Genomic DNA, 25756 nt, shown 5'->3' on the forward strand with positions numbered 1-25756 from the left:
AATCATTGGGCTATGTATAAGTAATTTGACGATTCATGGTATAATTCCTTCAAATTAATCAATAAAGGAGTGTTTATCATTAGCCATTATCCCAATGGAATATTACGAATTTTTTATATCCTTTAATAAATGTGACTATTACACGTGTCACGATTTATTAGAAGACATTTGGTTACGTGATAAAGAGAATTTGTTTATTAAAGGACTTTTACAAATGTCGGTTGCCTTATATCATTACAGCTATGGGAATATCCGAGGGACGAAACTCATGCTGCAAGCGGCTCAGCGTTACTTACATCCATATCGACCGTATTATTGGTCGTTAAATGTAGAAGAAATTTATCAATTTATAGAAAATTGCTTATTTATTATACCAAATGAATTAGACCGTGTCTCATATGACCAGTTAAATCATTTACCTGCACTGCCAACTCTTTATTTGAATTTAGAAGAACATGATGAGACGAATGATTTGTTATGATAAAGGAGTACAATGATATTTAGGGGGATTATTTTATGTTTCATATTGAACAAGCGTTACCTCAACATGCAAAAATGGATACAGTTGTTATGGGACTCTTTCATCACGCTCAAGGATTATCAGGAACTATAAAGGAATTGAATGATCAATTAAATGGTGAATTGTCGGCATTGATAAAATCAGGAGATATTTCTACAAAATTGTTGAAAATGACGACTATTTTCACATTTGGAAAACTGCCGATGAAGCGATTAATAATTGTCGGTCTCGGTAAACAAAGTGATTACGATCAAGAAGTAGCGAAAGAAGTATTTGGGAAAGTATTTCAAACGGTTCAAGCCGATAAAAAAGAAGAAGTCGTCTTTTTGCTAGATACATTTGCACATGAAAACATTGGCTCAGCTGAAAACGCATACTTACTCGGTGAAGCCTTCCCATTATCTACGTACAAAATAAAGGACTATAAGCATAAATCGAATGAACCGGAAAAGCATATTTCATCTATAACAATTGTAACGAGTGAGGATGTTGAAAAAATTGAGTTGCAAGTAAAAGAAGGGTATGTGTATGGGAAAGGAACAAATTCAGCCCGGACATTAGTGAACATGCCAAGTAATTTATTAACAGCATCTGAATTAGCTCACTATGCAGAACAGCTAGCGACAACATATGGATTTGAAATTGAAATTTTAGAAAAGGACACAATGGAAGAGCTCGGGATGGGAGGACTTTTAGCGGTTAACCAAGGTTCTGCTCTTCCGCCCAAAATGATTGTTCTTAAATATAAAGGAAAAGATGAATGGAAAGATGTCATTGGTCTAGTTGGAAAAGGGATTACATATGATTCGGGTGGCTATTCTATTAAACCGAAAAATAGTTTAATGAATATGAAAACGGATATGGCTGGAGCTGCAGCGGTATTAGGAGCGATGGAAATTATCGGAGAAATGAAACCGAAACAAAATGTCGTGGCCGTGATTCCGGCTACCGATAATATGATTAGTGGAAGCGCGATGACACCGGATCACGTTATTACAACGATGAGCGGTAAAACCGTTGAAATTTTAAATACAGATGCAGAAGGACGGTTAGCACTTGCCGATGCCATTTTTTATGCGAAGCAACATCAAGCATCATGCATTATTGATGTAGCGACATTAACAGGTGGAGTTGTTGTTGCATTAGGAACACATACGTCGGGTGCCATGACAAATCATGAAGACCTATTTGAACAAGTGATAGAAGCCTCGTATGCATGTGGAGAGAGAATATGGCGATTGCCAATTATTGATAAAGATCGAAAGAAGGTTCGAAACAGTCATATGGCAGACTTAAATAACTCACCAGGTCGAGAAGGCCATGCCATTATGGCGGGTGCCTTCTTAGAAGCATTTGCTGATCAAACGCCATGGGTACACTTAGACATTGCAGGAACAGCTACAACGTCAAGTGCCGGTGCATTGGGGCCAAAAGGAGCAACAGGTGTGATGACCCGGACATTAGCATTATTTGTTGATCAATATGAACCTGTGAACTAACGTCTTTTCACCCAACAACCGAAGTCGGTTGTTGGGTGTTTTTTCACTTGGGTGGTAAAGAATAGAGGTGCATTACGTTCATAAAAAACCTATACGGTGCAAATGTATCAGTCCAATTTTGGCAATGATAGATAATATGCAATTCGAGGGACAAAGAGACTTTTCAAATGCAAATAAGGGATTCATCGTGCAATTCATTCATAAAACTTGTGCAAAAAACTCTTAAAGTGGTGCAGTACAATTACAAGGAGTAAGTAATAGATACTTCGTTTTGTTTGACTCCATGCTTCATAAAAATATAGATTTTTGCGGAAAAGGAGCTGAAAAATTAACATCCTCACTACTAGCATTTGTATTTTGACTACACTTTAACTCAATAGCGAATTAAAATTTCTTATTGACAGCGATAATTCAAATATGATACTTTATTTTTATCATTTTAATTCTCTAACATATTAGCAAACTAAAGTGTCAACTTGGAGGTTTTAGTAATGAACGCAGTCATCATTGCCGTATTCATCATGCTTATTTTAAGTTTAGTGCGTGTGAATGTTGTGTTTTCTCTCGTTATTGGTGCCTTAATCGGTGGTGTATCAGGCGGGTTAACGCTTGGTACAACGATTTCTTCTTTTACAGATGGATTAGGTGGAAATGCGACTGTTGCTTTAAGCTATGCAGCATTAGGAGCTTATGCAGTTGCGATATCAAGAACTGGTTTACCGGATGCGATGGTTGAATGGGCGATTAAACGAGTTGGACGAGAAGGAGATAGTCGAAAAAAAGCTCTTTCAAAAGTACTTATCTTATTCGTTATATTAATCATTTCGATTTTTTCCCAAAACGTCATACCGGTTCATATTGCATTTATTCCAGTATTAATTCCACCGTTGTTAAAAGTATTTAATGAACTACAAATTGACCGGCGTGTTGTTGCTGCGATCATTACATTCGGTTTAACAACCCCGTATATTTTATTACCAGTCGGTTTTGGAGCGATTTATCATCAAGTTATTCAAGATAATTTACGTGTGAGTGGATTGGAAATTCAGCTTAGTGACATTCCACAAGCGATGTTGATTCCTGTAGCGGGAATGGTTATCGGTTTATTCGTTGCCGTATTCTTTAGTTATCGTAAGCCAAGATCGTACGCTTCTGAAAACGTTGACGTATCACAAAGACAAAGCTACAGCCAAAAAGGAGTCATTTTTGCCGTTATCTCTATTGTCATCTCGTTAGCTGTACAATTGTACTTATCACAAGTATTAGAAGTAAATGGAATGATTGTCGGTGCATTAGTAGGGATTATCGTCATTTATGTCAGTGGTGTACTTAAATGGAAGGAAGCAGACGAGTTATTAACAAATGGGATGAAAATGATGGCGTTTATCGGGTTTGTCATGATTACGGCTTCAGGTTTTGCGAACGTGCTAAAGGAAACAGGACAAATCGAATCATTAGTCCATGTTTCCGCTGACTTAATCGGTGATAACAAGTCACTTGCCGCATTATTAATGCTAATCGTTGGGCTACTTATTACGATGGGGATTGGTTCTTCTTTCTCAACGATCCCGATCATCGCGACGATATTTGTTCCATTATGTTTAGAAATTGGTTTTAGTCCGATGGCGACAATTGCGATCGTTGGAACTGCAGGAGCGTTAGGAGATGCAGGTTCACCAGCCTCTGATAGTACGCTAGGACCAACATCAGGGTTAAATGCTGATGGGCGACATAATCATATATGGGACACATGTGTACCAACTTTTTTACATTACAATATTCCATTCATTATTTTTGGATGGTTAGCTGCGATTATGTTATAAAACGACCGGGTTATGCCCCGGTCGTTTTATCTATTAATATTTAAGAAAAACTAACGCTTTTATCATTTGGTTTTGGCAATCTAAAAAACGATATACTCCACGCTGAATTAACAGGTAGTGCATGCTCATCGCAAGCTTGTGTTTTAATTCCCCTTTATCAAAAGTTTGTTAATGAATGTGAAGTTAAATAATTTTAAAAAAAGTTTGATAATAATTACCTCGTCAAATATCGTTATCATAAGAAGTGATTTTTTTAAGTTTAAGAGAAAACTTTTATTGTGCATTTTGATCCAAAAAATCTATGTAGCAACAAAAATTTTCTTACAACAAATGTAAGGGATTGGGGTGAATACAATGGGAAAATACAATCATGTTTTCGCAAAAACAGATCGTCTTGTTTTAAGGAGATTTAGTGTTAAAGACATTAAATCTTTTCATTTATATCGTTCTAACCCAAAAGTTGCTAAATTTCAATCATGGGAGAATTATCAATATCACGAAGCAAAATCGTTTGTTAATGAACAAATGAAAAACAACCCTAATCAACCAGGTACATGGTTTCAGTTCGCAATTGCTTTAGCTGAAACGAACCAACTAATTGGAGATTGTGCACTTCATACGCTTTTAGATGAACCCCGTATCGTAGAAATCGGATTTACTCTTTCTCCAAAATACCAGGGAAAGGGGTATGCAAGTGAAGCAGTTTGTGCGTTATTGCATTATATATTTAATTCATTAGAAAAACACAAAGTAATTGCTTTTTCGGATGTTCGAAATAACAAGTCTATCGCTGTACTAGAGCGTGTAGGTATGAGGCGGGAAGGACATTTATTACAAAACTATATGTCAAAAGGACAGTGGATTGATGAGTATCAATATTCAATTCTGAAGTCTGAATGGGAGAGTACCGCACATCCTTAATCAATATTTTTTCGAGGAAAAGGGTCGATAACTTCATTTAACTATCTATCTGTATTAGAAAGCGTGTTTTGATCAACTTGATTTCAAAACACGCCTTTTCTCTTTATTCTAATATTGATTAGCATCCATTGATCAAGCCTTATTTTAAAGCAACATCTTTTTCTCCAGCTATATACTTTTTATACATTTCGAGTAACTGTTCATCATCTAGTTGATAAATGTTTTCAGCTTGTCTAGGATTTGCTTGAATTAAAGGTTCTTCATACTTTTCACGTTCTTGTTCCGATAAGAAATACTTTTTATATGCGAGCATATGAGTCCCTCCTTCATCCGTTTATCTCTATATTTATTTAAGAAGTATTCTCTTCGTTGTCTCTTCTTTAAACTAGTTTACTACTATTCTACAAATTTTGACAATATCCTCTTTCAACTCTGTTATAAACTATGGGTATTAATGGAGTTTATTGTTGGAAGGAGTTATTAAAATGACATGGTTGAAAAATAATAAATGGCTCTCAGTCATTCTTGTTCTTCTTTTTGGATGTGGTGTTGTTTTTACATTCATTTTTTTAGATATGTTTCTTAATGAAAGTCATACGAAATCTAATAAAAATATTTCTGCATTAGAAGGAGTGGAAGAAGTGTCTCAGCCGCTTGAGATGACTGCTTCTCCTTTTGGAGACGGAAAGACGTCTTTAACAGAGACAGACATTCAAGACTATTTACATGGGATGTCACATCAAAAGGTAAAAGCAGAAGAAAAATGGACGCATTACTTTATTACAGAAGAGCGCATTCAATTTCTTCTTCAAGTTGTGGAAAAAGGTGACTATGAGCATAAACCATTATATTTAGACATTTTAACAAGAAGGGCAGAGGGAGATTTTTCTAAAGCTGATCAAGATCATAATGCCATTTGGCAATTACAAGGTGGTACAATTGGGAAGGCAACAGATGTGTTTACCGAAGAAGAAGAAGACATGTATGTTCAAGAGCATAAAGACACTTTTAAGTAGAGGTAAAGAAACTTGCGCTTAATCCTATTTCGTGTATAATGGCTTGTTAGTAAATGCAAAATTAGATTGGGGATATCTTCATGAGTTTTCGTAAGGTTGAGCAGATGTTGACAAATAAAATATCTGTCGCGATAATCGCCGTGTTCTGTTCTATTTTATGGGGAAGCGCCTTTCCGGTGCTGAAAATAAGTTACGAAGAAATGGGGATGACAAGCGATGATTTAATGGCAAAAATCACATTTGCCGGGATGCGCTTTTTTCTTTCGGCTGTTATGCTTTTAGGCGGAATGCTTTTATTTAAGCGACAGGCATTAAAGTTAAATAGAAGCCATATTTTATATGTTATGATCTTAGGCATTTTATCAACAAGTCTACAATATTTCTTCTTTTATAATGGATTAGCGCATACTTCTGGTATGAAAGCAGCAATCTTAAGTTCGAGCGGTATTTTTTTTGTTGTGCTATTTGCTCATGCTATTTATCATAATGACAAATTAGATGAGCGGAAATGGATCGGATTAGTGCTAGGTTTTACCGGTATTATTTTAGCAAATTGGGGAGCCGATTTTACATTGCAATTCTCCTTTTTTGGAGAAGGTTTTTTATTGTTATCCGGTCTTGTTAGTGCGTTTGGAACCTTTTTAGCAAAACGGTTATCAATGGATATTCACCCGTTCGCTTTAACAGGATGGCAAATGCTGTTTGGTTCACTCGTACTTCTCATTATCGGTGCTCCAAATGTAAAAGAAGGATCCATGATGTTTACACCACTGGCAATAAGTTTATTATTGTATGCGGCCTTTTTATCAGCAACGGCCTTCGCCTTATGGTTTGCCCTTTTAAAGCATAATAAAGCCGGAGAAGTGTCGATGTTTAAATTTGTTGTCCCAGTTTCGGGTGCTATGCTGTCGGCTCTCTTTCTACCGAGTGAACAAGTCACTTTTATGCTATTGATAGCCCTTTTATTCGTTTCATCCGGTATATTAGTTGTTAATCGAAAGTGGAAAAGAAAAACCCGAAGAGTTTTCCACGGAAAGGCTATTTTTAATCAGAAAGGGAATGTTTAGTTATTAACCACCTGACTGTCGATAGCTTTTTTTTGAGAAGATAAAAAAATATGTCCCTATTTTCATGGACTTTAAAAGGTGCCAAGTAAGATTTAGCTTGGCATTTTTTTGTTTTTAGAATATAATCATTAAGCCTGCAAATAATCATTTACGTCAAAATAAAAATCAAACCGACTCATATCAGGAAAGTTTGGAACTTCTGTGAACCGTTTTCGCAAGAACTGATCTGTTTCAACAGAGTAATCTTGATGGGAGGAAGTGACGGTGACAGTTTTCCAATCCCAATACATTCCAGTAAAAGAAATCTCACCGTTTGTCAGGAGTTCAATTTCACAAGGCTTTCCTTCATATGTAATGATTCCGTGACCATTGTTTTGTTTTAGCTGCTTGATTAAGTCAGTCTTTGAAATATTCAATGGATCACCCTCCTAACTCATTATTTCGTTAAACTTCTAGCTAAAAGTTCATAGTACTTTCTTATTATGAACACAACTTTAAAGTTGTTACATAAACAACCTTTGGTAATATATACTTTTATTTGTTTTCCGATGTTCGAGCAAAATAAAATTGCTTAAATTAATATGGGGAGATGGTATGGATTGAGATGGCAAAGAGTGTTAATGAATATATTAAAGGAACGCCAAAATAAAAAAATAGCTCTTGTAGTTGATACGTCTACAAATCAAACGAGAACGATGCTAATCAATAATATCGTTAAATTCTTTTCAGAAATGAAGCCAGATGCGGAACTAGTACAGGCAGATTTTAAAGTAAGAGGGATTACACCAATCACCGATCAAGTATCTATAAAGTATTTCACTCATGGAAAATCGTCTTATACAGAGGTGTTAGAGTGGGCAGAAGAAGAAAAAATCGATTCTCTATTTTATATTACCGATGTAACAGGTTACTTTTACGATGAATTAAAAGTAAACTATGAAGTTTTTTGGCTTATCCCAGACGATTTTGTGCCAAAGGTTCCTTTTGGGAAAGCAATTAAAGTTGCGTAAAAACAAAAAAGGGCTGAATTGTTATAATCAGCCCCTTTCTATATTACAAATCGAAAAAGTGGCGAGGTTTTCAAAGTCAAGCTCAAGGCGCCCGTGGATTTAGGATGGCGACGTTGCTTTGCAGTGCGGGCTGTAGTTAGTCGCAAATGGGACGCCTTGTGCTTTTTCTTCTAGCCTTTACAAAGGATACACGTTATTCCTTTCTCAGTTTTTCATCTATTTAGTTTGGTAATCTCAGGTCGTTTTCATTAATCTTGCCAACCTTTTTAAGCATTAAGTAGATACCGTAAGAAATGGCTGCTGGCACGAGAATATAAGTGATTAACATAGCAGGAACGATAAATTTAAAATCATAGGTAGTTAATAACTGTAATGGTGCAACAAATGAGCTTAATCCCATACCTGCAATTTCTTTACCTGCTTCGATTTTGAACACTAAGGCAGAGATTGGTCCAACGATTGCACTTGCAATCACTGTTGGCAATAAAATGTAAGGGTTTTTTGTAATATTAGGAAGTTGTACTTTCGGAGTACATATACCTTGAGCTAATATTCCACCCATCTGATTTTCTTTCCAAGATATGATTGAGAATCCTATAAAGTGTGCAACACACCCTGCTAACGCTGCTCCTCCAGCAATTCCACTTAAATCTAAGGCCATCGCTAATGCCACAGATGATGCAGGGGAAATTAAAAACAGTCCCCAAACAACGGCTAAAATCATTGAAGATATTAATGGATTACCAGCAGTTGATGCTTTAATAACTCCACCTACTGTTGTTAAAAAAGGAGCAATAACATTTGATAGCCATAAACCAACAAATCCAGAAATTAAAATCGTTCCTAATGGAACAAGCATCATGTCAAGAGGTGTTTTCCCACTAATCCGCTTACCTACATAAGTTGCCAAGATAGCAGTTATCAAACCTCCGATAGGTTCCCCAGATTTAATTAATACACCTGCTTCGGTAATACTTAAAGCCCCGGCCCCGACTGCCGCTGCGATGATGGCTGAGAATATGACGAGCGCGTTCGCATTCATCATTAGGGCAATACCTGCACCGATTGCAGGTGCCATAAGACTGATCGATATTGTACCAATTTGTACGAGAGCATCAATTCCTAAACTTGTTCCAATATTTTTAATGAGCAGGCCGATCCCGAGCGTTACGAAAATTCCTTGTGCGATCCCTGTAGAAGCCTTAAAGATTCTTGGCATAACATACTCTTTCATTTATAGCGCCTTCTTCCTAAAAGATGATAATAGTATAATTACGAAGTAGAATTAGACGACGGTTGCTATCTTTTGCCCGTAACCGATGCTCGCCATATAGTCTCTTAATACAGCATTTGATTTTCTGAACTTTTCTTGTTCTTCTTCAGTAAGTCGAAGCTCCACAATATCCTTGATTCCTTCACGCGTAATAATCGCTGGAACTCCTGTACAAATATCACTCTCGCCGTACTCGCCATCTAATACGCAAGATAAGGCAATAATTTTATGGTCATCATTGAAGATGGATTTCAAAATAAAGGCTAATGCATTACCGATGCCGTAGTAAGTTGTACCTTTTCTCTTTAAAATCTCGAATCCAACCTTTTTTACATCCTCAACAATTTGATCTAAGTCAATATGTCCAAGTTCTTCTTTTCGTTCTTCTAAGATTTGCAGAAACGGCTTTCCACCTACTGTAATGTGAGACCAAACAGCAAATTGTGAATCGCCATGTTCCCCCATTGTGTAACCGTAAATACTTCTTGGATCAACATTTAACATATTAGATAAGATTGTTTTTAATCGAGAAGAATCTAATGAAGTACCTGTTCCAATCACTCTCGTTCTTGGTAAACCGGATAGCTTCCAAACATGATATGTTATAATATCAACCGGATTTGAAGCGATTAAGAAAATGCCGTTAAAACCACTCGCCATAATTTTTGGAATCATATCTTCCATAATTTTCGCGCCAATTCCGAGAGTATCTAAACGAGTTTGTCCTGGTTTTGGAGGTGGACCGGCTGTAATGATTACGACATCCACATCTCCTAGGTCTTTATATGTTGCGGCATGAACCGTTGTTCTAGAACTTGTAAAATCGATGCAATGTGATAAATCTAATGATTCACCAATTGCTCGTTCTTTGTTTATATCGACCATTAATAATTCATCACAGATTCCTTGATTTACGATCGAATAGGCTGCACTTGATCCAACTAATCCAGTACCGATGATTGCTACTTTTCTAATATGTTTTTCCATGATAGTAGACTCCTTTAAAAAAATAGAATGTAGTCCTTTTGTGAAACACTTCACAAACATTTCTAAAAAAATAAACTGATTTGATTTTGTTTGTGAATGTTTTCACATGTATATAATACAATCATTCTTCACACCTTTCAATAATAGAGAACGTTTACAATGTGAAGAATTATTGAAAATAATAAGTCGTTTACATTTTTTCGGTAGGTGCCTGATGTTAATCAGTATTTTTCGGCACCCCAAAATAAAGAACCTAATTTGAAAGCTTGTTCAAAATGTATTCACTTCTTAAGGGAAGTTACTCTTAGTGATGAATTAAGTTTATTAATAGTTCTATCTTTACAGAGGTCATATCAAATAAAATAAAAAGCTGCCGTTACGGCAGCCACCTGTGATCATGAGCGGTTTAGACTATCCATTGCTACTTAAGAAGTTTCCCTTCTCTTTATAATGACTTTGAAACACGTTTTTTCTTGTGAAAGTTACTAGGAATACAGCCACAAGTAATTCTGAAACAGGTAAGGCGAGCCAGACTCCTTCTACACCAATCCATTGTGGTAAAATCCATAATGCTACAAACAGAAGGATAAATCCACGCATGACAATGATTAAAATCGCTGGTCGGATTTGTCCGATAGACTGAAAATACGTCATGTAAATGAAATTGATACCCATGAATAAATAACCTGTGAAAAAAAGTTTAATGCCTTGAATAGCTAATGTTTTAATTTCATCAGAAGAAACACCGAATAACGAAACAAGAACATGAGCCCCCGTAAAGCCAACAACTAAAAATAGCGCTCCTAATAATAAGACTGATTTTTCTGCAATTTTCACTGTTTCCTTAATACGATCCATTCGATTGGCTCCATAGTAGTAGCTAATCATAGGCTGAATCGCTGAACCGATTCCGAAAAAGGCGAGAAACATAAAAGCATGCAAATAGTTGACAACTGAAAATGCCGCTACACCACTCGTCCCAACAAGCTTTACCATCATCAGGTTATAGCCAATGACGAATACTAATGTACCCATCTCCGCTAAAAAGCTTGGGAAACCAATTGAAAAAATTCGTTTCAGCGGATTTAACGTCCATTTAAATGAAACAAACCTCAATGTAATATCTTTCTTGAAAAAATGGGTTAGTAATACGAGAAAACCTATTAAACCTGATAGCACCGTGGCTAATGCCGCACCTTTGACACCTAACTCAAGAATAAAAATCATGTAGAAGTTCAATAAAATATTTGTTATCGCCGCTACGATTAAGCTAATCATGGCTAATTGAGGGTTCCCATCATTGCGTATAAAAATGCTTAGTGCATTTTCAAGAGCCATGAACACACCAAAAAGCAATAGTATAGAAAGGTACTCCATTACAAAAAATTTTGTATCTTGGTTAGCACCTAATAGGTCTGCAAGTTGCTCAACGTTAAAATAACCGATAAAACCTATAGTCAATACGATAAGAGTGACAACCGTAATTGAAAAGGAAAATATTTTTCTTGCCTTTTGAAGATTGTTTTCGCCGAGTGCCATTGAATAAAGGGCACCCCCACCGATCCCAATCCATAGTGAAATGGAAATGATGATTGAAAAGACTGGAACGGCGATATTCACACTTGCTAATGCAATCGATCCAACACCATTTCCAACAAAAATTCCATCAACTAAAATATTGATAGACATAAGCATCATGCCAATTAATGATGGAATTAAGTATTGGAAAAAGACGTTTATAACAGATTGATTGATCAAATTTTTTTGAATGGTTGTCTCCACCAAAATCCCTCCTGTTGTTCCTTACAAGAGAGAGTTTATACCTTCAAGTAACTTGAAGGTCAATAGTGTTTTTTCTTAACAGGAATTTCAATCACCGTTATAAAGTGTTGTTCATTTTTCACAACAGACTCATCAATAATGCCGATTTCAATCGGTTCACCTACTCGTTCATAACCTAATGTATTTAGTTCATTCAACAAAAGTTTATAGCTATTATCAACATTTTCATATGGCCCTCTATGTGGATAACACGCGTAAAGTCCTTCTGGTAAGTGAGCTTCTTCACTTGTAACCTGTTGATGCCATAATAGTTTAAAGATGCTTTTATACATGATTGGTCCGTTATGATAAAGGCTTTTTGAATCAACAACAGCGCCGATATCGCCTGTAAATACACCACCATTTAACGGTTCAGAATTTCCCTTTTTCAGTTCCTGAACATATATGTCTTCAAAATGATATTTTAAGTCGATGGGCTCGCTATGATATAAAAATGATATCGGTCTTTTGGGGTATGTCTTAAAGGTGATGGTTTGATGTTTAGCTAGCCACATCCCATTTTCTAACGTGTTCATTTTATGTTCAATTTTTTGAGCAGCCAATTCCAATATTCGAATTTCTTGCTTGACATCTCTGAGCTTTTTTTGAAATAACTTATGTGTATTCTCTGCAGTCCTCTCTTTCATATGTTTTTGAATATCACGAATCTTGAAGCCGATTTTTCGTAAAAAAATGATTGTATCTAGATGTATAAACTGGTCAGCTGTATAGTAACGATAATGATTTTCCTGATCGGTATATTTTGGCTTAAATAATCCAATCTCATCATAATACCTTAACGTTGACTGTGGAATCGAAAACATTTTTGATACTTCTCCAACACGGAATCGCCTTTTCATATACGTCTCCTTCTAAAAAAAGTTCTCATGACCATTATGATAGAAAACCGTTTTACGATTCAATAATACTAGGTAAAAGAAGGGGGATTTGCTTATTCAGTTATCGAGTCATTTTACAGAGTAATGAAGGAAATTCAATGTATCTAATTGAAATAGTAAGGTGTTCATGGAGGGGAAATAAGATGAAAAGTGAAAATGAGTTAAAAGAAAAATTACTTGAACTTGAAGAGAAATTGTTAAAACCAGAAATTCGTGCTTCTCGAAATGAATTAAAACAATTGCTTGCAGACAATTTTTTTGAATTTGGAAGTTCAGGTAGAGTTTTGTATAAAAATGAGGATATTCGTGAAGAAGGAATAGGTGTAGTTAAGATGACATTAAGTGATTTCGAAATACATCCATTGTCTGATGAAATCGTGTTAACAACGTATCGAATCTTCAACGAAGTAAACAAGCAACATACATTGCGTAGTTCAATTTGGAAATCTATAAATGGAAAATGGCGAATGGTTTTTCATCAAGGAACAAAAACAAATTTTTACTAATCTATAATTATGTGCATTTTAGAAGGGAATGAAAATTGCGTCCTTTATTTATGAAACCTTTTCCAATTTTTTTCGTATAAATGAATAGAAGGTTGTTCGGGAAAGGGGTTTCTAGCATGGAATGGGAAACGTATTTGTTTTTAACTCTCTATTTACTCGGAATCGGCTATATAATATTCTATCGTTATCAGCTAAAAGTGAGTGTAGAAAAGATTAGGAATGCGCTTGACACAAATAAAATTCCTCATTTTCAGTCCATTCGTATCCCGGTTGATTGGAAAGAGATGGAACAGTTAGAGAAACGAGCAAAAGGTTATCGTTTAGCCCATTGGTTGACGATCGGACTTATTTCCATCATGACCACGATTCTTTTTTTGGTAATAAAGTTTAAAAGTCTAGACGAAATCAGTTTATTAATGTTAAGCTTTGTCCTCAGTTTACATATTTCTTCAGTTTTGCAACGTGGGAACTTTTATTTATTACCAGATGGTCTTGTTATAAACAGCATGTTTTATTCATGGGATGCCGTTCAATTAGTTCGTGTGGAAAAGATTGTGAAATGGCACGAATTATATGGATTAGACGATGCTATTAATGATGGATTTAAATTGACGGTGCGAGTAAAAAGAAAATTATTTCAACCTCAATATATCGTGGTAACAGAGGAAGAGGAATTAAACGAAATGGTCAGCATATTTGAAAAACATCATATCGTAGTAACTGTTCAAGAACATATAGTGGATGGAAAGGATGCTTCCATTTGAGATGAAGAAAAGTTGTCTATCTATAGAAAAAAAGTGCTCGGTCGCAACCGAGCACTTTTTGATTATGCGTTCGCTAATTCTTTTTCAAGAGCTGCTTCAACCGATACAAATTCATAGCCAAGATCACGAGCAACTGCTTCGTATGTGATTTCTCCGTTTGCTACGTTTACTCCTGCTTTAAGTGCAGCATTTTCTGCAATCGCTTTGTATGCACCTTTATTCGCAATTTGTAACGCATAAGGAACCGTTACGTTCGTTAGTGCAATTGTAGATGTACGTGGAACCGCACCTGGCATGTTCGCAACTGCGTAGTGAACAACACCATGTTTTTCGTAAGTTGGGTTGTCATGTGTTGTTACATGATCAATAGTTTCAACGATACCGCCTTGGTCGATGGCAACGTCTATGATAACAGAACCAGGTTTCATTGCTTTCACCATTTCTTCTGTTACAAGTTTTGGTGCTTTTGCTCCAGGAATTAATACAGCACCGATTAATAGGTCAGCTTCAGCTACTGCTTGAGCAATATTGAATGGGTTAGACATTAATGTTTTAATGCTGTTTCCGAAGATATCGTCAAGTTGACGTAAACGATCTGCACTTAAGTCAATAATAGTGACATCTGCACCTAAACCAATCGCAATTTTTGCAGCGTTTGTACCTACAACACCACCGCCGATGATTGTTACTTTGCCGCGATTTACACCCGGAACGCCAGAAAGTAAAATACCTTTTCCGCCGTTTGTTTTTTGTAAAAATTGTGAACCGATTTGTGAAGCCATGCGACCTGCAACTTCACTCATTGGCGTTAATAGTGGTAATGTACGGCCGTCTGCAGTTACCGTTTCATAAGCAATCGCCGTTACACCTTTTTCTTTTAACGCTTTTGTAAGCTCTGGTTCAGCTGCTAAATGTAAGTATGTGAATAATACTAAACCTTCACGGAAATGAATGTATTCTTCTTGTAATGGCTCTTTTACTTTCATCACCATGTCTGCTGCCCATACAGCCTTTACATCATCAATAATTTCAGCACCAGCTTGGGCGTAATCTTCATTTGTGAAACCGCTTCCAATACCGGCATCTTTTTCAATTAATACTTTATGTCCTGCATTAACAAACGAAATAACACCTGCAGGAGTTAATGCAACACGATTTTCATTATTTTTTATTTCACGAGGTACACCAATAATCATTTGGAAACCTTCCTCCTTGTTTTGTAAGTGATTACATTTTGTATATTTTCAGTATAGTTATTCTTTCGAATTTTTACTTCGTGAAAAAAAGAGAATTAAAGAAAATGCATTTGTGATTTTTCACAAATGCATTTTGTCTATCTTTATATCTAAATACATCGTCATTTTATGATTCGGATTTTCTAAATCGATTTCTGCGATTTGCTTAATGCGTTTAAGCCTGTAGCTAAGCGTATTTATGTGAACATTTAAGTTTTGAGCAGCGATATTTACATTGCTATCATTGTCTAAAAATACTTCTAATGTTTCGACTAAATTGGTATGATGTTTCATATCGTATTCTTTTAATTTGTTTAGTGAATAATTCACAAAACCATCTTTTCTTCGCTTTTCGTAAAAAATATCTAAATATTGATAGATCCCTAACTCAGAATAGGAATCTAATTCCTCCGTTTCATTTGGAAACCTCTCTTTAATAGAAAGAACAGAAAGTGCTTCTCGGTAACTCTTTTCTATATTCGTTAAATCTGTATAAATCCCACCGATACTAGTCTTCACTTTTTGAATCATAAAACGTTCCTTTAGTTGTGTAACAGCCCATTGCAAAAAGAGCTTTAAATCTTGTAATGGCTGTTTTTCATTTGGTGCAATGAGAATAATGACTTGATCAAAGTCGATTGTCCATAACAATGTTTGCACCTTTTGAGTTGTTTCCAGTAAATATTGAAGCTGTTTTTCGATTGAATCGGTTATTTCCGACTGTAGCTTGAAAATTAAAACCGAATAAACAGATGGAATGGAGACATGTACTTTATGGAACCCTTCTTCAATTTCATGATGAGATGAAATATGTCCAGTAAGGAGCTTCCAGAAAAATTCTTGATTTCGTTCTTCTCTTTTTGTTTTTCTTGCATGAAGGTTTAATAATTTATTTTTCACCGCTTGTGCTGCCATCTTTAATAGTTCAAGCTCTTCTTCGGATAATGTCTTGTTTATTTCAAGCGCCCATATAAAGCCTAAAACTTCGTCATTACGCCAAATAGAAATAGCAACACGGTTTCCAAGTCCTACTTCATCAATTTGTTTAACACGGATAGGCTCATCTTTTTCTAATAGTTTTGGAATAATTCCGTCTTTCCACAAATTGTTAATGACTTTCTCCGGAACACGCCGGCCGATAATCGTTGAAATACGTGCAGGATCAGTGCAATCATCATGTGTGCTATAGGCAAGCAGTCGATGGTTAACATCTTCAATTGTAATTGGACAATTGAGTACTTCGCTAATGTGTTCTGCGATATCCTCTAGGCGATCAAAACTATATTTAAATGGGTCCTTCAATGGCTTCAACCCTTTCATCGCGTAATTAGGAAATGATCATCTGGAAAACTATGGACAACATATGTTGATAATTAGATTAACGTTTAGCAAACTACTTACACGAAAGATCTATCTATATACTTAGAATTCTGACTTTTGAAGGCTTTAGCGAGGTGTTTTCAAGTTTAATCTAAGTCTAACCTCATGAAAGTGTTGTAAATGTCTTGCCTTAGAATTTTCATTTCTTGCAATTGTAAAATATATGGAAGAAAAATTTCTTTGACATCCTTATCCTTATAATAATATTATAATATATGTTGTTAAGTTTAACAAAACGTATCAATCCCTTTTGTTTAAATTAACAGTTCAAAAAGTTGTCAAAAATTTTATTATATTTATATGTGTGAAAGCGGTACCAAATTAAAGTGAGGGGTTATTTTTTATGATGGATATACTTGGTAAAATCAATAGTTTATTATGGGGAACTCCGAGTTTAATCTTATTATTTGGGACAGGCCTATTTTTAACCGTTGTATTAAAAGGGTTACAATTTAGAAGATTAAAATATGCGTTCGAAATCGGTTTCACAAAGAAGCATGAATCAAAAGAGGCAGAAGGCGATGTTAGTAATTTTAAAGCATTGATGACAGCGCTTGCAGCAACGATTGGAAATGGTAATATTGCAGGGGTTGCAACGGCTATTACGTTAGGTGGACCAGGTGCCATCTTTTGGATGTGGATTGTAGGTTTACTAGGAATGGCAACGAAATATGCGGAAGCACTGCTTGCAATGAAATATCGTGTTAAAAATGATAATGGTGAGTTTTCAAGTGGTCCAATGTATTATGTAGAACGTGGACTAGGAAAAAAATTCAAATTTTTAGCAATTGCGTTTGCGGCGTTTGGAGCTTTCGCTGCACTAGGAATCGGAAATAGTGTGCAATCAAATACAATTGCCGAAGTTGTGAATGATAGTTTTGGTATTAATGGTTGGGTAACGGGAATTGTTTTAGCTGTATTAACAGGCCTTATTGTTTTCGGTGGAATTCAGCGTATTAGTACAGTAGCCGGATTTTTCGTACCTATTATGGCTGTGCTATATATGGGTGGAGCGATCACGATATTAGCTGTTAACTATGATCAAATCATTCCAGCTTTTGGTACAATTTTTCATTATGCATTTAACCCAGTTGCGGCAACTGGTGGATTTGCAGGTATCGTTGTAATGGAGGCTGTTCGAAGCGGTGTATCACGTGGTATTTTCTCAAACGAAGCCGGTTTAGGTACAGCAGCATTAATTGCAGGGAATGCTAAAGCAGAGCACCCTGTAAAACAGGCATTAGTGGCGATGACAGGTACATTTATCGTAACGATTATCGTTTGTACGATGACAGGCTTAGTTCTTGTTATTACTGGTTTTTGGGATTCTTCAGGCGGACTTATTTCCGGTGTTGCTCATGACCCAAGCTTAGATGGGGGAGCACTAACTTCTGCAGCGTTCGCAGCTTCCTTAGGAAAAGTAGGAGAATATATTGTTGCTTTCTCCGTTATTTTCTTTGGCTTTTCTACCATCGTCGGTTGGTATGTTTACGGGGAAAAATGCTTTGAGTATCTCGTAGGAACAAAAGGGATTTTAGGCTACCGCTTTGTATACATTATCGCATGTGGTTTAGGAGCAGTGGCAAATCTTTCTCTCGTATGGGCGTTTGCGGATATGGCTAATGCGCTCATGATGATTCCAAACTTAGTAGCACTCCTATTATTATGGAAAGTCGTCGTCAATGAAACAAATGATTATTTTGAAAATCATTACCGTAAAACTGAATTGAAGAAAGCGAGCTAATCGTGTAGAAAAGGGGTAGGCCAAGGGCTTATCCTTTTTCTTTTTTGAAATTGTTATTTACAATAAAATGAAGAGATGAATTGAAAAAAGGAAGATAAATGATGAGAGTGAGGGAAAAAACTTGAGCTTTCGCATTCATTTAGTTGAAGACGAACACCATTTAAATGCTGTGTTATCGAGCTACTTAAAAAAGGAAGGGTGGGAAGTTTCTTCATTTTTTGATGGGAATTCAGCAATAAAATCAATCCCTGAAAAACCACATTTGTGGATTTTAGACATTATGCTACCGGATGTGGACGGCTATCAATTAATTAAAAAAATTAAGAAGTACGATCCATCAACACCTGTCATTTTTATTAGTGCTCGAGATGCGGATTTAGATAAAATATTAGGGTTAGAATTAGGTAGTGATGACTACTTAGCCAAGCCGTTTTTACCAAAAGAATTAGTCATCAGATGTCGAAAACTATTGGAACGTGTTTACCCGGATGTCCAGAATAAGGTCACATATGGATTTTACTCAATAGATGAAGAAAAGCGGCTTGTTTTTAAAGAAGACGAACCGATCACTTTAACGTCAAAAGAATTTGACTTGTTTTATTTACTCGTTAAAAATATCGGCCGAGCATTTTCGCGTGAGGAAATCTTAACGATCGTTTGGGGAGAGGATTTTTTTGGTTCTGATCGTGTTGTCGACGATCTCGTTCGCAGGTTACGAAAGAAAATGCCCATGATAAAACTTGAAACGGTGTATGGTTATGGTTATCGAATGGTTGAATCAATTTAAAAACCGTCCAATCAAAAAGCAGCTATTAATTATTTTTATTAGTTTTATTTTGTTTATTGGTATAGCGTTTGTATTAATCATTCCGTCAACGCTCAACTCCTTTTTTACAAGTGAGATGTTTAAGTCTATTGAAGAGTCGCAAGGACTCATTTCTTCTGAAAGCGAGATTTCAGAGCTTTCAAGTGAGCCGAAAAGACAAACTTTACGATCTGTGCAGCATTTGTTTATTCAATGGGATGGGACAATTTATCAAGGATCTGAGCTTTCGAGTAAAGATTTACGTGTTTTGTATCATCAAGCGCTGAATCAGGAGGAAGTTTCAAAGCGGTATGTGCTAAACGTCAATGGACAGGAAATGCTTTATGTTATTTCAAAGCGTGAATTTAATGGTGTTCCGATTTATCAAGTATCTTATTTATGGGATGCTTACCGAAAAGAAGTCGTCCATACATTATTAAAACAAATATACTATATCTTATTTATTATTTTAATTGTCGGGATCGTTTTATCTTTCTTCTTGTCCAATTGGTTTGTAAGACCACTTATTACAATTAATGAACATGTAAGGCAGTTATCCCGGAGAAAGTGGGACCGTACAGTTCAAATTAACCGGAAGGATGAAATCGGGACATTAGCAGCATCCATTGAATCAATGCGTAAGCAATTAAAAGCACAAGACGAAACCCAACAAAATATGCTTCAACATATTTCGCACGATTTAAAGACACCAGTAATGGTTATCAGAAGCTATGCCGATTGCTTAAAAGAGGGCGTCTATCCAACAGGGACATTAGAAGGAACAGCAGATATTATTGAGCAAGAAGCCGTAAAGCTTGAAAAGAAAATAAAGGATTTATTGTATTTAACAAAGCTCGATTATTTAAGTGTGAAAGGGTCTGTTAAGGAAGAAGTTCCTTTACATCTTGTAGTAAAACAGGTCGTGCACCGTTTAAAAGGAAAAAGGCAAGATGTTCACGTTTCTATGGAATTGGAAGAAGTAACGATTGTCGGTGACAAAGAGCAGTGGATTACATTTTTTGAGAATTTACTTGATAACTTCTTTAAATACGCAAAATCGAACATTTTACTCACTTTAAAGGAAACGGAGTCCGAAATGATTGGTACTTTTTTAAATGATGGAGATCCGATTGATGAAGAAATTATCGAAGATTTGTTTAAGCCATACGTGAAAGGAAAAAAAGGACATTTTGGATTGGGACTAGCCATTATGAAGCGCATTGCATCGCTCCATCAAGCATCGATAACAGCTGAAAATGTTCCGCATGGAGTTCAATTTACGGTCATTTGGGAAAAAGGTAACAATAGTTATTAATCTTGTTACCTTTTCATGTTAATCTTTCGTAAAATAGGTTCTCTTATGAAGAGATACTCATACAATAATGAAACATAAGTGACCGTTGCAACTTCTTGCTTCATATGATATTCTAAACAGAAAAACTTAGGAGGGATGGATGTGAGAAAGGTGACGTTGATGGATGTTTTCACCCATCCAATTGCCCAAAAATATTTAACACGATCTGGTATTGCCCATGCAATTGAAACGGCTTATCATGCTTATCATTTAGCTATTCGATACAAAGTAGACCTAGATTTAGCGACAAAAGCGGCATTACTTCATGATATCGGACATTATGAATGGTATACAAACGGAAAATGGGATTATGAAAAATACAAGAAAAATGATATTCACGCGATTAAAGGAGCCGAACGGGCTCATAAATTATTAATTCGTCTAGGTGAAGATCCAAAAGCGGCTAAGCAAATTGCATTAGCGATATTACTGCATACAGATTCCTACTTGCCAGAAGGTCAATTAAAGCAAAATGCTCTTCAAAAGGTTGTGAAGATGGCAGATGAAATGGATGAAGAGCCGGGCGGAAAACATCATTATAAAACTATCGAAATAAAAGTAGCAAAAAAGAAAGTAAAGGAACTAGATGAAATGGTTGAGCGGTTTCAAAAGCCGTTAAAAAAGACCGTTTAAAAATCCACCTAAAAGGATGAGGTGGATTTCCTATTGTCCTACTTATATATAATAGGGAGTTTGGTCGAAATAAATAAAGTTTTACATGGTTATACCTTTAGCTTTTCGATGATGTAAGAAGGACAAACTCTTTTTTTAATAAACCGTAAACAACTAAATCATGAGCATGGTCATAGAGCCATTCATCCTCTCGAATGATCCCTTCTTGCTTGAAGCCGAGCCTTTCTGGTATGGCACGACTTTTCAAATTGTTCACTCCACAACGAATTTCAACCCGATTTAGTTGTAATTCCTGAAAAATGTAATATAAGACAGCTTGAACACTTCTTGTTATAATCCCTTTTCCTTCATAATGTTTCCCGATATAGTAACCGATGCTCGTTTTTAAATTTGACCAGTCGATATAATGGAGACCAATCATCCCAACTAATTGTCCTTTGTATCGAATCCCACCGTTGAACCCGTTATTTTTTGCCAATTGCTCTAGCCATAGTGGGATAATCGTATGATAATCCACCGGGGATTGCATGCTATCTACCCAAGGCAACCACTTTCGCAAATGATTCCGATTGTCGTCTACAAGATGAAATAATTCGTCTGCGTGTTGTAATTGTAATAGTTGAATAGAAATGTTTTCGTCAACTGGAAGAATAAACATATAAAAACTCCTTTAACAATTATTAGAATAATAGAAAAAGAATTCGTGATATTTGTTGACGAATCCTGCTAAGCTGAAAAATAAAGATTCAATAACGTTGGACGATTTAAAGGCATACAATGAATTGATAACATGACGAGAGGTGATATGATGCCAGCTTTTGTTGGTGCTATTGAATTAGAAAGTGTAGGAGATGGTGCGTTTAAAGTAGGAGATACGTTTTCAATTTCACCGAAATCTAGTTTGAAATCAGCTCTAGGTTCAGGAGCATTGAATACAGGAGATCGTATGAGAACGGTAAACATCCGAAACGTATCAAACGAATTTAATCCAAACGTTAGTGATCAAACTCAAGCTTTCAACAACTAACGATTCTTTTAAAAAAAACATTTTCAATCCAATCGGGTATTTACCCGCTTTTTTTATGCATAAATGTTCGGTAATAGATACATCTTCGTTGTTTCTCCATTCGTTTTGTATGGACAATGTTTTATAATAGTGATGAATATGATTGATGAAAGGAGAAATAACGTGAAAATTCGTAAAGCAAATATTCAACATGAGGGACAAGTTATTTCAAACGTCTATCTATATGAAAATAAAAAAGAAGAGTATACACTTGTATCCGTTCCTGATATCGAGTGGTCTACTGTTATTACTTATGATGAGGATACTCCGTCATTATTAGAAAGATTAGGGGTTTCATTAAAACATCGTATTTCTGAAGAAGCTTATAGCCAATTATCAAAAAAAGATCATACAATGGGTTCGAGAAATGTAACTAGCAGAGCAAAAGGCTCTGCTAGTATTATAAATCTTGGATATCTAAAAAATTTCTTACACGTTCTACACAATGAACACGATTGTATCCATAATAAAGGTTTGAGTAAAGTCGTTCTGGATCTCCAAAAAAATATTGTTCATACAAGGTTTGTCTTGATCCAAAGGAGCTCATCGTTAAATCCCATGCAAAGCGGAACAGCTTTGTCCGTTCTTTCGCATTAAGTGTATCTGTTTGTAAATAATGATATAAATCTTGCTTTATGTCGCTACATTTAAAATCTTCCTCACATGGCAACATAATCATTCCACTAGCACCAATTTTTTGAAGCGTTTCCGTCCATTTCGGATAAAGTTTTGCAAATAATTGAACCGCAACATATAGAGGATCACGGTTCGGAGTCATTGTCCCCCATTGATCAATCGCAGCCTCTTGTTCGGCACGATACAACAGTGACTTTAATGTTTCAAGGCCCATAATCATATCACTAATCTTTTCTTGAATATGCTTATATTCTGAAACATCTAGTGTGTTTGTTAATAGCTGCGCAGTTCCAAGCATGAATTCTGTTTTTACGATTTGTCGACATATCACTTGGTGTAAAGCATGAGGGATAAAACTGCTCAATACAAAGAATTTTTGCGCAATGCCAGAACGGTTGTATATAAAGACACGCTCCCACGGCACTAATACGTTATCAAAGACGACCATCGTATCCATTTCTTCAAATTGAGACGATAACGGGTGATCAAATGTTGATTCACCACCGCAAAAGGATGGGCGTCCGATAAACTTTAATCCTTTTGTATTACTAGGAATACTAAAAGAAAAAGCGTATTCATCTTCTCCAGTCGGAATATTTTTGGATGGTAGGACAATGACTTCGTCAGTCATTCCACCTTCTGTTGCGACCAGGCGTGCACCTTTAATGATTAAGCCATCACTCGTTTCTTCTATAACTTTTGCGGCAATTGGCTCACGTTTATTTTCTCGATATGTTGATGAGCGATTAACTTGAGGGTTAATAAAGCTGTGTGTAAAGGACAAATCATGTTCACGGGCCGTCTCGAAAAATTGGATGAGGTTTCTCATAAAAAATGAGTCATGTTCCTTTAAGATAGAAGAGGCCGCTGTAAAAGCCATTAGGGCAGTATTCATATAGTCTGGAGTTCTTCCCATCATACCAGCCGTTTGAGTAGCCCATAATTGAATCATTGTCCGACGTTTTTCTAAGTCTTTTTTTGACTTCGGTTCTAAAAAAGACATCCCAACACGGTTCCCAGTTAATGGGGATGTAAAGGTCATTTTATAAATATGATTAGCGTTTACTTGAAAGTCATACAAGGATGCCTTCGTTTTCATGGCTCCTTTATATGCTTGATGTTCAGAAACTCTCCCGACAATCCTCTCTCCTTCAACCCAAATTTGCGATTGTAATTCATCAATTCGTTGTATATATTCATTTCCAGAAATGGCGGGCAATTCTATTCACCTCTTTAAGCATATCGCTTTACTTACTATATGAGAAACAAGCCAAGTAGGTGAACACGGTTTTTTAGAATGGTTTTGGATATGCTCACAGATTCGTTGTTCGTTTTAGAAAAAACAAAAAACCTCTCCACGTGAGAGAGGCTTTACCGGTGAACTTCCGTTGTGGTTCGATTTACACGATGTTCATTTAATTCCACAAGTTCGATAATGTCGGTAATTTCGATATCTAATACGGAACAAATTTTAGCTAGTTTATCAAGTGGTAAACGCTTTGTTTTATTATGGCACATTTCCCAAACAAGTGTATGGCGAATATCGGCTTTTCGTGCAAGCTCTCGTTTTGTCATACGGCGCTTTTTTAATATGTTGTCTAACTTAATGTTTACTTCATATTGTTTCTCCATCCTTTTCATCCCTTTACCCCTAACATTGACGTTCGAATTTAAAAAATATTGTAACAACTTTAGCGCTTTTAAGCAATAGATATTTTCGTATTTTTTGAATTTTTATAATTGTTAATGTATTTTTATAAACTCCTATATAGTTGATTAGCGGTTAAGGATTTTATTTTTTTATTAAAAAGGAAAAAACATGTTTGTATAGAAATAAGAAAGGTAATGAAATGATAGGAGGGTCAGGTACTCATTGGTTAAAAATCAATCAATTTATGTGTTAGATGACCAGTATGTTGTTGTGTTTTCAGTGCAAATGGAAGGTTGTAACGCAAAAGTAGAATGTTTATTTAAACATGAAGAGATTTTAGACTACACCATTGAGTATAACGGACCAGTACAGAAAAGAGAAGAAGTACTAGAGTATGCTTTATATGAAGCGAAAGTTCTCATAAAAAAGGCTTTCGTGTACGGGTAATTTTCCTTTTCATTACCCGTTTTTTCTTGATTTCCAGACAACATTTTTGTATAATTTAAAATTTACAAAAAATAAATGTTATCTCAATATAAATATTATGTTTCTCCTTTAAAATGTTACGTAATAGATTTTTAAGAACGTAAGCCTTACTAGGAAGGGGAGAAACGTAATGGACATTTTGAACGTCTTGCCTATTATTATATTTATGTGTATATATTTTATTTTTGTTGTGGCAGTATTAAGAAGGTGACAAGTGAGACGAGGAGGTTTTAGTATAGAATGAACGTAAATGTAGAGGGAACATTGATCAAAACGTTAGGAATTGAAATTCGAAAAATCGATGAGGAAAGTGTCGTGGCAACGATGCCAGTGGATGAACGAACTCGGCAACCGTTTGGAATTTTACATGGAGGTGCTTCTGTTGCATTAGCTGAAACGGTTGCTAGTATAGGAGCATATACTTCCATTAATGCTGAGAAGGAAATAGCTGTCGGGCTTGAGATTAATGCCAATCATATAAAAGCGAAGAAAGACGGGGTTGTAACAGCGATTGCAAAGCCTGTACATCGTGGACGCTCAACGATGGTGTGGGAAATTCAAATTGTTGATGAACAAAACGATTTAATTTGTTTATCCCGCTGCACAATGGCTATTATGCCAAAAAAGCCTGTTCATACATAAAGAAGAAGGATGAGATCA

Annotated in this window: 27 protein-coding genes and 1 pseudogene; 17 read left to right on the plus strand and 11 right to left on the minus strand. The window is 35.9% G+C overall.

Annotation, left to right across the window (positions count from 1 at the left end):
• Positions 1–94: 94 nt before the first annotated feature.
• From MLD65_RS03335 to MLD65_RS03350, 4 genes are all read left to right on the plus strand, one after another.
• The gene (locus tag MLD65_RS03335; RefSeq protein ID WP_243290448.1) at positions 95–481 is read left to right on the plus strand and encodes a DUF309 domain-containing protein; all 387 of its coding nucleotides are present in this window, start codon (positions 95–97) and stop codon (positions 479–481) included.
• Between the two features lie 35 nt (positions 482–516).
• Positions 517–2019 carry a leucyl aminopeptidase gene (locus tag MLD65_RS03340; protein WP_243290449.1) on the plus strand — a complete coding sequence of 501 codons (1503 nt, stop codon included), beginning with the start codon at positions 517–519 and terminating at the stop codon, positions 2017–2019.
• Between the two features lie 491 nt (positions 2020–2510).
• A complete protein-coding gene (locus MLD65_RS03345; RefSeq protein ID WP_243290450.1) occupies positions 2511–3842 on the plus strand; it encodes a Na+/H+ antiporter family protein in 1332 nt (443 codons plus the stop codon).
• Between the two features lie 354 nt (positions 3843–4196).
• Entirely contained in the window at positions 4197–4763 is a 567-nt protein-coding gene (locus tag MLD65_RS03350; RefSeq protein ID WP_243290451.1) for a GNAT family N-acetyltransferase, read from the plus strand.
• 139 nt (positions 4764–4902) lie between these two features.
• Here the strand turns inward: MLD65_RS03350 and MLD65_RS03355 are convergent, their stop codons facing one another.
• Positions 4903–5076, minus strand: a complete 174-nt coding sequence (locus MLD65_RS03355; RefSeq protein ID WP_243290452.1) for a hypothetical protein — start codon at positions 5074–5076, stop codon at positions 4903–4905.
• Positions 5077–5248: 172 nt separating this feature from the next.
• Between MLD65_RS03355 and MLD65_RS03360 the strand changes: the two genes are divergently transcribed.
• Both MLD65_RS03360 and MLD65_RS03365 read left to right on the plus strand, forming a co-directional pair.
• Positions 5249–5779: a DUF6241 domain-containing protein gene (locus MLD65_RS03360; RefSeq protein WP_243290453.1), complete on the plus strand. Its 531-nt coding sequence runs from the start codon at positions 5249–5251 to the stop codon at positions 5777–5779.
• A gap of 80 nt (positions 5780–5859) precedes the next feature.
• Positions 5860–6846: a DMT family transporter gene (locus MLD65_RS03365; protein ID WP_243290454.1), complete on the plus strand. Its 987-nt coding sequence runs from the start codon at positions 5860–5862 to the stop codon at positions 6844–6846.
• A 128-nt stretch (positions 6847–6974) separates the two neighbouring features.
• On the opposite strand, the gene MLD65_RS03370 is transcribed toward MLD65_RS03365, so the two are convergent.
• Positions 6975–7262 carry a hypothetical protein gene (locus MLD65_RS03370; RefSeq protein WP_243290455.1) on the minus strand — a complete coding sequence of 96 codons (288 nt, stop codon included), beginning with the start codon at positions 7260–7262 and terminating at the stop codon, positions 6975–6977.
• Between the two features lie 183 nt (positions 7263–7445).
• On the opposite strand from MLD65_RS03370, the gene MLD65_RS03375 reads away from it, so the two are divergent.
• A complete protein-coding gene (locus MLD65_RS03375) occupies positions 7446–7856 on the plus strand; it encodes a VWA-like domain-containing protein (RefSeq protein ID WP_243290456.1) in 411 nt (136 codons plus the stop codon).
• A 220-nt stretch (positions 7857–8076) separates the two neighbouring features.
• On the opposite strand, the gene MLD65_RS03380 is transcribed toward MLD65_RS03375, so the two are convergent.
• The 4 genes from MLD65_RS03380 to MLD65_RS03395 form a co-directional block, all read right to left on the minus strand.
• Positions 8077–9090: a PTS sugar transporter subunit IIC gene (locus MLD65_RS03380; RefSeq protein WP_243290457.1), complete on the minus strand. Its 1014-nt coding sequence runs from the start codon at positions 9088–9090 to the stop codon at positions 8077–8079.
• A 51-nt stretch (positions 9091–9141) separates the two neighbouring features.
• Complete coding sequence (locus MLD65_RS03385; RefSeq protein WP_243290458.1) at positions 9142–10116, minus strand: L-lactate dehydrogenase; 975 nt, start codon at positions 10114–10116, stop codon at positions 9142–9144.
• Between the two features lie 411 nt (positions 10117–10527).
• The gene (locus MLD65_RS03390) at positions 10528–11886 is read right to left on the minus strand and encodes an MATE family efflux transporter (RefSeq protein ID WP_481748487.1); all 1359 of its coding nucleotides are present in this window, start codon (positions 11884–11886) and stop codon (positions 10528–10530) included.
• A 71-nt stretch (positions 11887–11957) separates the two neighbouring features.
• Positions 11958–12797, minus strand: coding sequence for a MerR family transcriptional regulator (locus MLD65_RS03395; RefSeq protein ID WP_243290460.1), 840 nt, complete (start codon positions 12795–12797; stop codon positions 11958–11960).
• A 182-nt stretch (positions 12798–12979) separates the two neighbouring features.
• On the opposite strand from MLD65_RS03395, the gene MLD65_RS03400 reads away from it, so the two are divergent.
• Positions 12980–13342 (plus strand): nuclear transport factor 2 family protein, encoded by a 363-nt coding sequence (locus MLD65_RS03400; protein WP_243290461.1) that lies wholly within the window; start codon positions 12980–12982, stop codon positions 13340–13342.
• 116 nt (positions 13343–13458) lie between these two features.
• The gene (locus MLD65_RS03405) at positions 13459–14106 is read left to right on the plus strand and encodes a hypothetical protein (protein WP_243290462.1); all 648 of its coding nucleotides are present in this window, start codon (positions 13459–13461) and stop codon (positions 14104–14106) included.
• A 62-nt stretch (positions 14107–14168) separates the two neighbouring features.
• On the opposite strand, the gene ald is transcribed toward MLD65_RS03405, so the two are convergent.
• Positions 14169–15302 (minus strand): alanine dehydrogenase, encoded by a 1134-nt coding sequence (gene ald, locus MLD65_RS03410; RefSeq protein ID WP_243290463.1) that lies wholly within the window; start codon positions 15300–15302, stop codon positions 14169–14171.
• A gap of 120 nt (positions 15303–15422) precedes the next feature.
• Positions 15423–16661 (minus strand): PucR family transcriptional regulator, encoded by a 1239-nt coding sequence (locus MLD65_RS03415; protein WP_243290464.1) that lies wholly within the window; start codon positions 16659–16661, stop codon positions 15423–15425.
• Between the two features lie 403 nt (positions 16662–17064).
• On the opposite strand from MLD65_RS03415, the gene MLD65_RS03420 reads away from it, so the two are divergent.
• From MLD65_RS03420 to MLD65_RS03435, 4 genes are all read left to right on the plus strand, one after another.
• Positions 17065–18465, plus strand: a complete 1401-nt coding sequence (locus MLD65_RS03420) for an alanine/glycine:cation symporter family protein (protein WP_481748485.1) — start codon at positions 17065–17067, stop codon at positions 18463–18465.
• A 121-nt stretch (positions 18466–18586) separates the two neighbouring features.
• Positions 18587–19252: a response regulator transcription factor gene (locus MLD65_RS03425; protein ID WP_243290465.1), complete on the plus strand. Its 666-nt coding sequence runs from the start codon at positions 18587–18589 to the stop codon at positions 19250–19252.
• Positions 19224–20585, plus strand: a complete 1362-nt coding sequence (locus tag MLD65_RS03430) for a sensor histidine kinase (RefSeq protein WP_243290466.1) — start codon at positions 19224–19226, stop codon at positions 20583–20585. The genes MLD65_RS03425 and MLD65_RS03430 overlap by 29 nt, the downstream gene beginning before the upstream one ends.
• Positions 20586–20726: 141 nt before the next feature.
• Entirely contained in the window at positions 20727–21257 is a 531-nt protein-coding gene (locus MLD65_RS03435; protein ID WP_243290467.1) for an HD domain-containing protein, read from the plus strand.
• A 97-nt stretch (positions 21258–21354) separates the two neighbouring features.
• Here the strand turns inward: MLD65_RS03435 and MLD65_RS03440 are convergent, their stop codons facing one another.
• A complete protein-coding gene (locus MLD65_RS03440; protein WP_243290468.1) occupies positions 21355–21915 on the minus strand; it encodes a GNAT family N-acetyltransferase in 561 nt (186 codons plus the stop codon).
• 150 nt (positions 21916–22065) lie between these two features.
• On the opposite strand from MLD65_RS03440, the gene MLD65_RS03445 reads away from it, so the two are divergent.
• Together MLD65_RS03445 and MLD65_RS03450 are read left to right on the plus strand one after the other, a co-directional pair.
• Positions 22066–22284, plus strand: coding sequence for a spore germination protein (locus MLD65_RS03445; protein ID WP_243290527.1), 219 nt, complete (start codon positions 22066–22068; stop codon positions 22282–22284).
• Between the two features lie 162 nt (positions 22285–22446).
• Positions 22447–22696: pseudogene (locus MLD65_RS03450) on the plus strand (YueH family protein).
• Positions 22697–22723: 27 nt separating this feature from the next.
• On the opposite strand, the gene hpaB reads toward MLD65_RS03450, so the two are convergent.
• The gene (gene hpaB / locus MLD65_RS03455; RefSeq protein WP_243290469.1) at positions 22724–24178 is read right to left on the minus strand and encodes a 4-hydroxyphenylacetate 3-monooxygenase, oxygenase component; all 1455 of its coding nucleotides are present in this window, start codon (positions 24176–24178) and stop codon (positions 22724–22726) included.
• A 152-nt stretch (positions 24179–24330) separates the two neighbouring features.
• The gene (locus MLD65_RS03460; RefSeq protein WP_243290470.1) at positions 24331–24591 is read right to left on the minus strand and encodes a helix-turn-helix domain-containing protein; all 261 of its coding nucleotides are present in this window, start codon (positions 24589–24591) and stop codon (positions 24331–24333) included.
• 241 nt (positions 24592–24832) lie between these two features.
• On the opposite strand from MLD65_RS03460, the gene MLD65_RS03465 reads away from it, so the two are divergent.
• Together MLD65_RS03465 and MLD65_RS03470 are read left to right on the plus strand one after the other, a co-directional pair.
• Positions 24833–25057, plus strand: coding sequence for a hypothetical protein (locus MLD65_RS03465; RefSeq protein ID WP_243290471.1), 225 nt, complete (start codon positions 24833–24835; stop codon positions 25055–25057).
• A gap of 279 nt (positions 25058–25336) precedes the next feature.
• Positions 25337–25738 (plus strand): hotdog fold thioesterase, encoded by a 402-nt coding sequence (locus MLD65_RS03470; protein ID WP_243290472.1) that lies wholly within the window; start codon positions 25337–25339, stop codon positions 25736–25738.
• Positions 25739–25756 lie beyond the last annotated feature (18 nt).

The organism is Bacillus sp. FJAT-47783, from assembly GCF_022808615.1.
Classification (GTDB): Bacteria; Bacillota; Bacilli; order Bacillales; family Aeribacillaceae; genus Bacillus_BZ.